The 12,582-nt window shown below is 53.6% G+C and carries 15 protein-coding genes; 4 read left to right on the forward strand and 11 right to left on the reverse strand.

Annotation, left to right across the window (positions count from 1 at the left end):
• Positions 1-96: 96 nt before the first annotated feature.
• From H6G13_RS03130 to H6G13_RS03140, 3 genes are all read right to left on the reverse strand, one after another.
• A complete protein-coding gene (locus tag H6G13_RS03130) occupies positions 97-417 on the reverse strand; it encodes a hypothetical protein (RefSeq protein WP_190481726.1) in 321 nt (106 codons plus the stop codon).
• Positions 418-760: 343 nt separating this feature from the next.
• Positions 761-1,432, reverse strand: a complete 672-nt coding sequence (locus tag H6G13_RS03135) for an SdpI family protein (protein ID WP_190481727.1) — start codon at positions 1,430-1,432, stop codon at positions 761-763.
• Positions 1,425-1,724, reverse strand: coding sequence for an autorepressor SdpR family transcription factor (locus tag H6G13_RS03140; RefSeq protein ID WP_190481840.1), 300 nt, complete (start codon positions 1,722-1,724; stop codon positions 1,425-1,427). The genes H6G13_RS03135 and H6G13_RS03140 overlap by 8 nt, the downstream gene beginning before the upstream one ends.
• 570 nt (positions 1,725-2,294) lie before the next feature.
• Between H6G13_RS03140 and H6G13_RS03145 the strand changes: the two genes are divergently transcribed.
• A complete protein-coding gene (locus tag H6G13_RS03145; protein WP_242028125.1) occupies positions 2,295-2,573 on the forward strand; it encodes a hypothetical protein in 279 nt (92 codons plus the stop codon).
• A 106-nt stretch (positions 2,574-2,679) separates the two neighbouring features.
• On the opposite strand, the gene H6G13_RS03150 is transcribed toward H6G13_RS03145, so the two are convergent.
• Both H6G13_RS03150 and H6G13_RS03155 read right to left on the reverse strand, forming a co-directional pair.
• Positions 2,680-3,678 (reverse strand): saccharopine dehydrogenase-like oxidoreductase, encoded by a 999-nt coding sequence (locus tag H6G13_RS03150; protein WP_190481728.1) that lies wholly within the window; start codon positions 3,676-3,678, stop codon positions 2,680-2,682.
• A gap of 53 nt (positions 3,679-3,731) precedes the next feature.
• Positions 3,732-4,730 carry a zinc-dependent alcohol dehydrogenase family protein gene (locus H6G13_RS03155; RefSeq protein ID WP_190481729.1) on the reverse strand — a complete coding sequence of 333 codons (999 nt, stop codon included), beginning with the start codon at positions 4,728-4,730 and terminating at the stop codon, positions 3,732-3,734.
• Between the two features lie 426 nt (positions 4,731-5,156).
• Here H6G13_RS03155 and H6G13_RS03160 point away from each other — a divergent pair, with 426 nt between their 5' ends.
• Both H6G13_RS03160 and H6G13_RS03165 read left to right on the forward strand, forming a co-directional pair.
• On the forward strand, positions 5,157-5,735 hold the full coding sequence (locus tag H6G13_RS03160; RefSeq protein ID WP_190481730.1) for a hypothetical protein: 579 nt from the start codon (positions 5,157-5,159) through the stop codon (positions 5,733-5,735).
• 11 nt (positions 5,736-5,746) lie between these two features.
• A complete protein-coding gene (locus H6G13_RS03165) occupies positions 5,747-6,751 on the forward strand; it encodes a glutathione S-transferase family protein (protein WP_190481731.1) in 1,005 nt (334 codons plus the stop codon).
• Positions 6,752-6,977: 226 nt separating this feature from the next.
• Here the strand turns inward: H6G13_RS03165 and H6G13_RS03170 are convergent, their stop codons facing one another.
• Positions 6,978-7,682, reverse strand: coding sequence for an ABC transporter ATP-binding protein (locus tag H6G13_RS03170; protein WP_190481732.1), 705 nt, complete (start codon positions 7,680-7,682; stop codon positions 6,978-6,980).
• Positions 7,683-7,818: 136 nt separating this feature from the next.
• Entirely contained in the window at positions 7,819-8,574 is a 756-nt protein-coding gene (locus H6G13_RS03175; RefSeq protein WP_190481733.1) for an ABC transporter ATP-binding protein, read from the reverse strand.
• A 151-nt stretch (positions 8,575-8,725) separates the two neighbouring features.
• Here H6G13_RS03175 and H6G13_RS03180 point away from each other — a divergent pair, with 151 nt between their 5' ends.
• Complete coding sequence (locus H6G13_RS03180) at positions 8,726-10,042, forward strand: ABC transporter substrate-binding protein (protein WP_190481734.1); 1,317 nt, start codon at positions 8,726-8,728, stop codon at positions 10,040-10,042.
• Between the two features lie 47 nt (positions 10,043-10,089).
• Here the strand turns inward: H6G13_RS03180 and uvsE are convergent, their stop codons facing one another.
• The 4 genes from uvsE to H6G13_RS03200 form a co-directional block, all read right to left on the reverse strand.
• Positions 10,090-11,037: a UV DNA damage repair endonuclease UvsE gene (uvsE, locus tag H6G13_RS03185; RefSeq protein WP_190481735.1), complete on the reverse strand. Its 948-nt coding sequence runs from the start codon at positions 11,035-11,037 to the stop codon at positions 10,090-10,092.
• Between the two features lie 129 nt (positions 11,038-11,166).
• Positions 11,167-11,406 carry a hypothetical protein gene (locus H6G13_RS03190; protein ID WP_190481736.1) on the reverse strand — a complete coding sequence of 80 codons (240 nt, stop codon included), beginning with the start codon at positions 11,404-11,406 and terminating at the stop codon, positions 11,167-11,169.
• Positions 11,399-11,719, reverse strand: coding sequence for a hypothetical protein (locus H6G13_RS03195; protein WP_190481737.1), 321 nt, complete (start codon positions 11,717-11,719; stop codon positions 11,399-11,401). The genes H6G13_RS03190 and H6G13_RS03195 overlap by 8 nt, the downstream gene beginning before the upstream one ends.
• A gap of 158 nt (positions 11,720-11,877) precedes the next feature.
• The gene (locus H6G13_RS03200) at positions 11,878-12,582 is read right to left on the reverse strand and encodes a response regulator transcription factor (protein WP_190481738.1); all 705 of its coding nucleotides are present in this window, start codon (positions 12,580-12,582) and stop codon (positions 11,878-11,880) included.

The raw sequence follows: 12,582 nt of genomic DNA on the forward strand, positions 1-12,582 counted from the left end.
ATGTCCGTATTTGATGATTTGAGGAGATTGGCACTTAGGACAGTTCATCAATTTGGCTGCAATGCTTGATGCTCCTAGCATATCAACTCGCCATTACTATTCATTACTACCCAATGGTAAAGGACCGGCAGGTATGTGCCAAAGACAATGATTTCCGTCAGCAAGTTCACTGACCTTGTCGACTGCCTTCCATCTCTGCCGATAACCGTTGTCTGGCAAGTCGTGAAACGAAAAGCTCGACCCTTCAGGAAACTTTTCTCTGATACTATTGATCGCCATGGTCAAGCGGTCGTGGTATGCCTCTTGAACGGATCGTTGACCGTCGGCGACAATGATCGCAATCTCGGGATCTGCATTAAGTTGCTCCAGAAGAAGAGCGACATCTTCGTCGTCAATAAAACACGAAAGGGCTGGCATCTGCTCTACTTTCTTGTCGTTGAACGGTTCAGATCAGCGGTGGAAAGTAACCTCGAACTCAGTACCGTTGATTTTCGATTGCTTGCCTGCATTCGAAGTATATGCGATCGCACTTTCAAGTTCTGCCTTTCTCCAATACCGAAAAACACTTAGAGGCACAGCCGAGCCTCTAGGATAGGCAAAACACAATTGTGTAAGTTTGGTTGAGGCTCTGGGAAACCCAGCAGTAAGTCTGATAGGCTGCGTTCGCAGAGCGTAACGCATCAAGTTCTAGTATAAGTCTGCATTAGCGCCAGCATAACGTAGACTACCAGTGCTGCTAGGCTGCAAATATGTCTTGAAATCAGCGCTCAACGTTCTGCCGCGTCGAATCATCCCTCCAAAGCAAGTAAGAGTAAATTATTAAAAACAGGCTGATACCAACAGACCCACCTAGAGCCAGCATCAAAAATATCTGACTTGCATTTGTCAGCGCTGCCAAGATGCAGCTAATCCCTAAACCAAACAATAGCCGTCCCCCTAATCTATTTGTTTTGTTCCAGGAGTGCTCACTGCTAAGCGTCCAAGGCGTGCGAACCCCAAAGAAGAAGTTGCTGCGAACTTTTCCTAAATAATTGCCAATGATGGTAAAAAGAACACCGACACCAGCAGAAACGATCGTAACCACATCTACTTGCCAACCTAGTGCTTGGAGAATCATTGCAGCTTGAAGCACTAGAAGTAACACAGTGACTGCTAACCAGGTGATGGAATAGGCTTTTTTAGAACGAATTAGATTGTGGGCACGAGGGTCAATGCGTGGGATGACCGCAAACAGCATGGTCAAAACGGCTGCAATCAGGGGAATCAACAATAATCCTTCAAACTTACCGCCGTAACGGTCGGGGGTGCCATCAAGTCCATAGTGGACTGGCATGGAATAGCCCTCCGGAATCACTGTCCATGCCCATCCTGATAACAACAGCATTCCCAACACAATTAGGCTACTAATGGCGAAAGCATTTCTATTATTCATTGGTAATCTCTGTTGAATGGGAAGTTTGAGGCATTGGAAGATTAAATGTACTCATCAAAGACAAAAGGGCTTCTTCAAGTACGGAAATGTTGAGGTGGTAAATAATGGTTGTCCCAACTTTGTCGGCTTGGATTAAGTCTGCGGCTTTGAGAATGGCAAAGTGGCCTGACAACGTAGGTTTCGCAAGATCAAAATATGCCGCAATTTCACCGGCACTCAAATCACGATCGCGTAGAAGTTCTAAGATCCTACGGCGAGTAGGGTCGGCTAGCGCTTTGTACACAGAGTTCATATTTGCTATTTTGCTAAATACCAAAATAAATGTCAAGATCAGTTTTTAATGTGGCTATGGCCCTGGTAGCACACGGGCAGAGCAGGGTGACTTAAGGCTAACTTCTTATTGAAGGGAAACTTTCCACCTAATGCCCCACAGAGGAAGATTAGGTGGAAAGTTTCTGTAGAGTATTCTGCTGATGTGAGGATTGCTAAAAACTTTCAAACTCTCTTTAGCGTGCTTAGTGTTCAAGGTGCGATCGCACCTCCCCACCCCACCCCACCACCCCACAAAAAAGCGGGCCTCGCTAAGACACCCACTTCCTGATGTATCAGTTTTTACTTGAAATTGAGGATCAAATCGGCTAGGATTTTTCCCTATAGCTGTGTGAGAGCAGCTTGTCTTCCCCCGAAAACTTGGTCTGCGGCACTGGCAAATGCTACCAACATCAACCAGCGCCTAACCCGTTGACAGACAACCCCTGTCTCAGGGCTTTGCCTATTTTAGGTCGCTCTGTTAATTCAGTAATGTCAAGGGCTGCCATTTTTTCGGGGATTCCTACCCATTGATTTCAAAGGAATCCCTGGAATGCTTCAAATTCAATACTTCCTGCCGACTCCTCTAGGAGAGTTGGCACAGCCTCCTGCGTCTGTAAACGTTACAGTTCAGCCGAGGCGCAGACGGTTGCGGCTATATTTGGTCGGCTCCGAAGCTGATACCCGCAGCGCCATCGATAGCCTGCACATCTTGGGTTATGCCGAGCGCTTTGAGTGGAGCCGAGTCATCGCCATTCCCGAAAACGGTTTGCTGATTCGCCCCGACCCCGACGACGTGCTGCGCTATCTGCAACGCTATCGTTCGCCCTGACCTTCCCATTAGAGAAACCGGGTTCCTTCAAGAAACCCGGTTTCTAGGGCCTTTGCAATGTTGGGTTTTCGCTTCGCTTAACCCTACCTACACAACGAGAGAAAACCTACCGCACAAACTGCGGCATTACCTCAGCTGCCGTAAAGACACCATGCTGCCCCCGACGCTGTAGCTGCACACCCGCCTTGAGGTAGCCAAAAGCAGGGCCACAGACATTCGCCGCCATGCTAGTCTCATCGCCCAAGGTAAAGGTGTGCGTTGAGATCTTGCCTTCAAAGGTGCGTCCAGTCACCTGTACATTCGTGCTGAGCGGCTTTTTGGGGTTGCGAGTATCAACAATACCGCCCACCGTCACCTGATCTCGCGAGCAAATCCCGGCCAGCTCCAACATCAGATCGTCGGCGTGCTCCATGTTTTCCAAGTGCAGCAGGCCGTTGGTCTGGTCTAACAGGGCCTCAACTTCGGCGTCGCTCATCTGCTGCGCTGTCGGCACATTGTACCCTGGCATGTGAGCGATATCTTCGCGAATGGTAGCCCGATACGCCTCCCAGTTAGCAATGCCCACGCCAAAGGTGACTTTGACCTGATGGATCTCGGCGTAGCTCTGAGCCGCCAATGCAGCCGCTGCCGTCAGCAGTCCGGGCGTGGCCCCACAGCCAGTCATGTAAGTGATTCCGGCTTTGCGCAGGTCATCGCCCAGGGTCAGCATTTGCTCCATAGCGCTGGTGCGCTTTAGGGCATCTACCAGCACACCTTGCCAGCCAGAGCGAATGAACTGCTCCACCACAGAGGCCATAAAGGTATTGGGCAGGTTGGGCAGCGCTAAGAAATAGCCCTCGACCCCAGCCGCCGACTCAATCAATTCCTGAATGCTCTGCTGGCTCAAGGTGCCGCCGGGCTCTGCATAGCCGACCGACCCCTGCTCCTGGTAAGCGCGAACGCAGGCTTTGCGGTCAATGCCCGCTGGCGCGTACAGATATCCCTGCTTGTCAGCCACCGCCACCAGCGTCATCTCCTGCTTGGGTGCCAGTACTTGGGCTGCCGCCTGCCCCAAACCACCAAATCCTAAAACCCCAACGCGAATGGGAGTCCCCTGTGAATGCATGGGTCTTCGCCTCAAAACTGAACAAAGTTTATTATCGGGTGTTCTTCCCCCGCTTAAGCCATAACTAAAACAACCTTGCCCATGATGCTGCCTGCTTCGAGCTGACGATGGGCTTCAGCAGCCTGCTCTAGGGGGTAGGTCTGCCCGACATGAATCTTTAACTTGCCGACCTCAAAACAGCGGGCCCCTTGCTTCAAGATTCTGGCCTGCTGCTGACGAGCTTCGATCAAGTTTTGCAGCAGGGGGGTCAGCATCAGCTCATAGCTAATCCGCAGATTGTGGCTGCGGGCCGTTTTCCAATCGGTTTCTGCGGTGGTCGCATGCAGCGTTACCACATCGCCGTAGAGCCGCACGGCTGAAAAAGTTTTAGAGAGGATTGGCTCTCCGATCGTATCAAAGGCGGCATCGATACCCCGGTTGCCGGTCAGATGCAGCACTGCCTCGACAAAGTCGATGCGGGGATAGTAAATGCAGTGATCGGCTCCCAGCAGGCCGACAAAGTGGGCTTTTTCCTCAGAACTGATGGTGGTGCAGACCTCTGAACCGCGCATTTTGGCTAGCTGAATCGCCATGTGGCCGACACCGCCCGCCCCACCGTGAATTAAAATTTGCTGCCCCATTGCCAGCCGCACCCGCTCATACAGAGCTTCCCAGGCCGTAATAAGCACCAGCGGTACTGCTGCTGCTTCAGTGAAGCTGAGGGAGCGGGGCTTGAGCGCCACACAGCGCTCATCGACTAGCGTGTATTCAGCGTATGTGCCTGGCCGATCGCCTAGGCCACCATTGCAAAAGTAGACCTCGTCTCCCACGCTGAAGTGTCTGACTTCTGAGCCAACCGCCTCTACCACTCCCGCGCCATCTAGGCCCAAAATGGCAGGCAGACTGTCGGGGTAGTACGGGCCGCGCTGGCGGATTTTGATATCGATGGAATTGACGCTGGCCGCTTTCAGTCGCACCAGCAGATCGCTAGGATGCTGAATTTGAGGCTGGGGCAACTGCTGCACCTGAAGCACTTCCGGTGATCCGGTAGCCGTCATCACGACTGCTTTCATGCAGCGACTTTCTCCTGTTTATTTTGTCTTGGTTGAGTGACGTTTTTGACTGACGGGTGCTGGATAAATGGGTGGGCGGTGACTACTCTCCGCTTGAAGCTAGCGCTATTTCGGCGGCATTTCCCAGTGTTATGAACTGTCACACCCTGGATGTCGGCCTCTGTAGCAAGGCTTACCATGAGGGTGTCTGGTAAAACAGTTTAACCGCTGAAACGCCTGGAATTTGAGTTCTCCACAATGTCAGTCCGCGTTGCCAGATCATTCCGATAGAGATATCCTCCTACCATGTTACGCAAGTTTGCTTACTCGTCCCTGTTACTTGTTCTGTTAGTTTCGGCTGCCTGTGGTGGGACAAAAGCGCCGAGGGTAACTGATTCCTCTGCTTTAGAGGCTGCCCCAGCTTTAGAGGCTGCCCCAACCAAGAGCATGACGGCTCTGGCTAACGAAGCTGCTCTGCAGGATACAGTGGTGGTGCCTGGCGAGCGGGTAGGGCCGATTAGGCCAACGACGAGCCGAGCTGAGCTAGCAGAGCTATTTGGAGAAGAGCAGCTCAGAGATGAGGAGATCAACGTCGGAGAGGGTTTCACAGAGCCGGGAACGGTGGTTGATCTAGGCGAAGATAGGCGCTTGACCGTAGTCTGGACGGATGATAGCCGCTCCAAACCGCTAATGGCAAAGGATTTTGGATCTGACTGGAAGACTCCAGAGGGACTGGGACTGGGCACCTCTATGGCAGAACTTAAGCAAGAGCTGGGAGACTTTGAACTCTTTGGCTTTGGCTGGGATTATGGCGGCAGCATTGTGCTGGAAAACACTGCCCTAGATGAGTATCATGGCGATCTTTTCTTGCGGGTTCGTCCGTCACAAGCGACGATTGAACAGCACCGCGAAGCCTATGAGGCTGTTGTTGGAGATGCGGTTTTTGAGTCTACCGATCCGCACATGGAGCCGCTGGAGCCGGTTGTGTATGATATGACCGTCTATCTCAATCCTCTGGGCAGTTAAGAGTTGAGCCTATGACCGAACCTAAACGCACTGCATCTTTACCTCCTGGCCTAATAGTTCGTTCGGGCAAGTTTGTCTGGACCACGCTCTGGCACACGATGATGTCTCGAATTGCCCCGCGCAGCAAAGGTGGGGAATATATTCGACCTGCCAGCGAGTTTCGAGATTGGGTCGGGGAAGAGCCTTACCCAGCCTCTTCCCAGCGCTACCGGCTGATTGTCGGTCTGGGCTGTCCGTGGGCTCACCGGACGCTGGTGGTGCGGGCCTTGAAGGGGCTGGAGGGAACTGTTCCTACGGTGCAGGTTGCGCCCTCAGCAGATGAAGGGCTCTGGGTATTTAATCAGCCCTTTGAGGAGTGCCGCACCTTACCGGAGCTGTACCAGCTGTCAAAGCTGGGCTACCGGGGTCGCGCTACGGTGCCAGTTCTGTGGGACATGGTGACCCACTCGATTGTTAACAACGAGAGCGCTGACATTATTGTTAATTTGAACTCGGCTTTTAATGACCTGGCGACTCGGCCTGATTTGGATCTTTATCCTCAAGCGCTAAAAGCCGAAATTGATCGGTGGAATGACAGGATCTACCCAGCAATTAACAACGGGGTTTACCGCTGCGGCTTTGCTCAGTCTCAGGCCGCCTATGACGAGGCGTGTGAGGCGCTGTTTGCTGCCCTAGATGAAATTGATGAGGCGCTGGCCCGCCGCCGATACCTCTGTGGTGACAGGGTGACGCTAGCTGATGTACGGCTCTTTACTACGCTTTTTCGCTTTGATGCGGTCTATTACGGGCTGTTTAAGTGCAACCGCCGCCGAATTCAGGACTATCCCAACCTAGGGCCTTATTTGCGAGACCTGTATCAGCTGCCGGGGGTAGCCAGCACCTGCGACTTGGAGGCGGTTAAGCGAGACTACTACGGCAATCTCTTTCCGCTCAATCCGGGCGGCATTATTCCCAATGGGCCGGATATAGCTTATCTGCAAAGTCCTCACCAGCGGGAAACTGTGAGCGTGGGATAGGGTTTGGGTGCGATCGCACCCAACACCGCGCGCTCATACTCCCTAATCTAGAATTTCACTACAGGCCCGCTTGCCCCATGTCCCACTACTGCTTCTGACCTTTGGATTAGCAACATAAGGCTTAGCGTTGCGCTTTGCTAATTCCATTAAGTAATGGTAAGTAATGGTTGCTGTTGTTTATGCAGCTTGATGGTCAGCTCAAGGTCATGCATTGCCAGAAGTGATCTCAACCTCCCAAAAACATTTCAGCAATTTGAGGATTGCTGAGCAGGTTGGGGCCAGTGTCTTCGTAGCGGTTGGTGCCCATTGCTAGTACGTAACCCCGATCCGCCATCCGCAGGGCAGGTTTGGCGTTTTGCTCCACCATTAAAATGCTGACCCCTATTTTGTTGATGTCGTCGATGATGGCAAAGATCTGTTCGACGTAGAGCGGCGAGAGGCCAGCGGTAGGCTCATCTAGCAGCAGCAGCTTGGGATCGACCATCAGAGCGCGGCCCATTGCGACCATCTGGCGCTGACCGCCGGAGAGCGTACCTGCAGGCTGGCTGCGCTTTTCTTTTAGCGGGGGAAAGAGGTCGTAGATCTTGGCAATCTGATGGCGAAAGTCGTCTCTGCGAACAAATGCGCCCATCTCCAGGTTTTCCTGCACAGACAAGGTGGGGAAGACGTTTTGGGTCTGCGGCACATAGCAAATACCGGCTCGCACCAGTTTGTCACTCCGCAGATTGACAATGGACTGGTCGTTGAAAAGAATGCTGCCCTGGCGAACAATGGCGAGGCCAAAAAGGGACTTGAGTACGGTTGACTTGCCTGCCCCATTAGGGCCGACGATGACGACCATCTCCCCTGGCTCAACGCTTAGGTTGATGCCCTTGAGAATATCGACTTCACGGTAGCCGCTGTGGAGGTCGCGGATATCGAGTAATGGCATGGTATTTAAAGGTGGGGGTCAGGAGCAAGGGGCATGAGCGGTAGCGCAGCGCATCAAATTCCCAGTATAGGATGAGGGGGTACGACGACTATCTCAGACTCCATGCAAGGCCTTTTGGGGTTTTAAGTAGGGAGCTTTAAACGTTGCCTAGATAAGCTGCCTGCACTTCGACGTTTTGCCGCACGGTGGCCATGGTGCCTTCGGCCAAGACTTTGCCTTGGGCCATGACGACAATGCGATCGCACAGACGCTCCATCAGCTCTAGGTCATGGTCAATAATGCAAAAGGTGCAGCCGCGCTCTTGGTTTAGCCGCTCAATGATATCTGACAGCTCTCGCAGCAAAGTTTTGTTGACCCCAGCCCCCGGCTCATCTAACAAAATGATTTCGGGATCGATCATCAGCGTGCGGCCTAGCTCCAGCAGTTTTTTTTGTCCGCCTGAGAGCCCTTGGGCCAGGTCGTTGCGCAAGTGAGTCAGGTTTAAATAGTCTAAAACCTCGTCTGCTTTGCGACGAATATTGTCTTCTTCGGCTAACACTTTGCGCCAGCGCAGCCAGGAAGCAATCAGGTTTTCACCTAACTGTTGAGGCGGCACGATCATTAGATTTTCGAGCACAGTCATGCGGCCAAACTCGCGGGGAATTTGAAAGGTTCGCACCACTCCTAGCTTAAACAGCTGATGGGGCTGCAGGCCAGTGACATCTTGATCTTTGAGGGTAATGCGGCCAGCGGTCGGCTTGATAAAGCCAGCAATTATGTTGAAGAGGGTGGTTTTGCCAGCCCCATTGGGACCGATCAGGCCAGTGATTTTGGCCGATTCGACTTGAAAAGAGCAGCCGTCAACGGCGCGAACCCCAGCGAATTGTTTGGAAACGTTGTCGATGGTTAGCAATTGTTTAAGGCGGTAACTTATGCGCTAGTGTGGATCGGCTACTATTATCAACGCTGTATCAATCAAGCAGCAACTTTTAAGATTAAGACTATCAGTCTAATGTGCTCGCAATACACCCCATCGTCAAAGTTGAAATAGGAGGGAGAATGCAATGGCTGGTTCTTCACATAAGTCAATATTACAAACGTCAACACTGCGGCTTTGCCAGTTAGGTTTTACCGCATTTGTCACTGCGACTCTGGTTGCCTGTGGAGGCGGCCAATCTACGACAGGTGGCGAAACTGCTGCTGGAGAGGCGACTTCAACTGAGGCTGCTAGCGGAGAAGCGATTGAAATTGGGGCGCTGATGCCGCTAACCGGCGACCTACAGGCCTATGGCGAAAGCGCCATGAACGGCATCAACCTAGCCATTGAGGAAATTAATGCCGCCGGAGGCGTGCTAGGTCGGCCTATCAAGCTGGCCATTGGGGATACCCAAACGGCCCCTCAGCCCAGTATTGATGCCGCGCAAAAGCTGGTTTCGATCTCTGGGGTGCAGGCGGTGGTCGGCCCCATGTCGAGCGGTGAAGCAATTCCTGTGGCCGAGAGCGTCACCAGCAAAAACAATGTGCTGCAGATTTCTAACTCCGCTACCTCACCCGTACTGACAGACGTTAACGACAACGACTTCTCTTTCCGCACAGTGCCTTCTGATGCGTTTCAGGGGGTGGCGCTAGCCGAGGTCGTGCAGCAAAAGGGCATGGAAAACCTAGCCATTATCTACATCAACAATGACTACGGCCAGGGCCTAGCCGAGAGTTTTCAGGAAGCGTTTGAGGCGGCGGGCGGCGAGATTAGCGGCTCGGTGCCCTATGAACAGGGGCAGTCGTCTTATCGGGGCGAACTGCAGCAGCTGGCGCGGGGCGGTGCTGAGGCACTGGTCCTGATTGGCTACCCCGAAAACGGCATCACCATCTTGAAGCAGTCTCTGGAGGAAAACTTCTTTGATCGCTTTGTCTTTACCGACGGCATGAAAGCCCCTGAGGTGATTAGCGCCATTGGTGCTGACTTCCTCAATGGCTCGGTGGGCACTGCGCCCCAGGCCCTGACGGAAAGCGATGCCTATCAGAGCTTTGTCAAGAGCTATGAAGCCCAGTATGGCGAAATTCCGCCTAAGCCCTACATCGATACGGCCTATGATGCGGTCATGCTGATCGCCCTGGCGATGGAAAAAGCAGGCACCACTGATGGTACGGCTGTGCGAGACGCGCTGCGGGAAGTGGCCAACGCACCGGGTACGGAGGTTCGACCGGGAGAGTGGGCCAAGGCTGTTGAAGCGATTAAAAATGGTGAGACCGTTGACTATGTTGGCGCTTCGGGTTCCCTCGACTTCGACGACAACGGTGATGTGCCAGGCACCTTTGCCGAGTGGGCCATCGAAAACGGTGAAATCGTCACTGTCCGGGTGTTTGACCCAGCCAACAAGTAGGAACCGACTGAGTTAAAGACCTTCTAGAGATGCCATTAAGGGTATCTCTAGGAGGCAACAGAAATGATGTCGGGCAGCCATTCCTGGCGAAGTTTTGCGATCGCATCCTCCTTCCCCTTGGCCTCGACCTCAATCCAGGGCATCTGCCGAAACGCCTCGGGCATCGTCCAGATCAGGTCACTGTGGCGCGGGTCACGTAGAGTTTCGCGCCCGTTTGAGATGTGAACTAGCTGCCAGGTGGGATCAGGCCAGGTGGTTTGAGCCGCTGCGACCATTTCAGCCACGCTGGGATCGTCATAGCTCTCAAGCTGCTCATGAACCAGATGGTGATGGGCATCAAACACCATCGCCACTTGGGCGGCTCTACAAATATCAAAGATTTCAGCAGCGCTGTAGGTATGCTCGTCGTTTTCTAGCGTGAGCCGAGAGCGAATGGTCTCGGGCAGCGCTTGAATGTTCTGTACTAGGCGCTCGGCCCGATCGCCTTTGCCGCCATGAATATTCATCACTGTCCAAGACGACTGGGGTAGCCCCATCAGGTCAAACTGATAGGCCAGGGCCGAGAGCACCAGGATGCTGTTCTCGATCACGGTTGGGTTGTCAGAGTTGAGCACGACAAACTGCTCTGGGTGCAGCACCAGCCGCAGACCCAATTCCTCTGCTCGCTGACCTACCTGCCCTAGCGGCTCTACTAGCTCCTCTAAAACGGCCCGACCTACCGCCATATCGGCAAAGGGAAAGAGGCCAGAGGGCAGCCGATAAAGCCGAATACCCTGCTCCTGGCAAAACGTTAGGGCCAGATGCAGCCGCCGCAGGTTTTCGGCATAGAGCGATCGCAACGCCTCGGTCTGTTCTGCTGGGCTCATCAGCAGTAGCCGCTTGCGCGTGAGCGTCTTGTAGCGAACTGCTTGCGAGGTGGTAATGCAGACCAGACCTAGCTCTGGAGTCAGCGCCTGGGTGGCCGAAGAGGTTTGCAGCAGGCTAGGAGCAGGCATAGGGCAGTAGTTTACAAAGGCTACTACTAGTCTGACAAACCTAAGAGCCTGCTGAAATCGATGTTCGGGGGGATTCTACGGCTCCAAAAGTCGTAGCTGCCGCCTGTGTGCCGAACACTACTAATCAGGCTACAGCCTCAGGGCTGACCTTACATTTGGCCTGAGATCGCTTACCGAAACGCCTACTAGCCGACAACCTTTTCTGTTTTCACAGACAGCGATGCCTCGAATGCGATCTAGGGCTACCAGCGTCAGCACCTGGCTGCCGTAGTCAGCCTGTAGTTGCTGCACCAACCCAATGTAATAAACCCGATCCCCTACCTGGAGCAATGCTGCTGACGGGTCAGCGGCAAGGGCAGATCTAGCCATAGTAATAGCCCTGGTAGGTCGGGTCGCTCACGGCATTCACACACTGGGCTAAAGAGTTTTCAAGGGCGACTCGCTCGGCCGGGCTGAGCAGCAGCAGCTGCAGTCTGCCGTTGATGAAGTGCCGCAGGGCAAGCTGCACGCTTTCCAAATCGGCCCTCAGTCTAGCGGCTTTGAGTGCCTGTTCATGGGTGAGGTAGGTGCGCTCGTCGCTGACGACAAAGTTCTGCCCTGGATGTTGGCACCGAAATGAGTAGCCTGCCTGCCCTCGAACCAGTTCGATCAGCCATCCGTTGTACGGCTCTGCATGACTCATTTCGTGACCTACTTGACTATCTTGCAACAAAGGACTATCCCTAAAACCCCTGTGCCAGGCTCTATCAAAAGATAGGTTTTAGGGCCTTAACCCTGAGGATAAGACACCCCTCTGCAGCAACAGTGCAAAAGAGGTGCAGATTTTGTGCAGATGCCGTCCTATTTGAGGCGGTAGCCTAACCCATGCACCGTTTCAATGAAGTCATCGGCAGCGCCTAGGGCCTTGAGCTTATGGCGCAGCCCTCGCATATGGGAGGTGACGGTTTCTTCGGCTGGGGTATCGCCTACGGGCCAAAGCTTCTCAATGATGCCAGAGCGGCTGAGAATGCGTCTGCCGCTGGCGACTAGCAGCTCTAGCAGGGCATACTCTTTGGGGGTAAGGGTTAGCGGGCAATCGGCGTAGCTAGCTTCGTGGGTGCTGGGGTTGAGCTGCAGCTGACCCCAGCTTAGGCTGAGAGCGCTGTTTGCACTGCCGCGCCGCAGCAAGGCCCGCACCCGCGCCATCAGTTCTTCTAAATCAAAGGGTTTTGTCACATAGTCATCGGCCCCGGCGTCAAGTCCTAAAATTTTATCTGCCACGGTGTCTCGGGCAGTCAGCATGAGAACCGGCACGGCTCCCTGGTCGTGCTTGGGATCGGGCTTGGGGCCAGATATTTCTGCGGCTCGCAGCTGCTGACAGAGCTGAATGCCGTTCAGCTTGGGCAAGGTTACATCTAATACGATTAGGTCGTAGCGGATGGCATCGATCAAATCCCAAGCTGCCCGGCCATCGCGGGCTACGTCCACAACGTACTGCCGCCGGGTCAGCGCTTCGGTCAACACCTCTGAGAGCTGAACATCATCTTCGACAATCAAAATCCGCAT

The organism is Pseudanabaena sp. FACHB-2040, assembly GCF_014696715.1.
GTDB lineage: Bacteria > Cyanobacteriota > Cyanobacteriia > Phormidesmidales > Phormidesmidaceae > JACVSF01.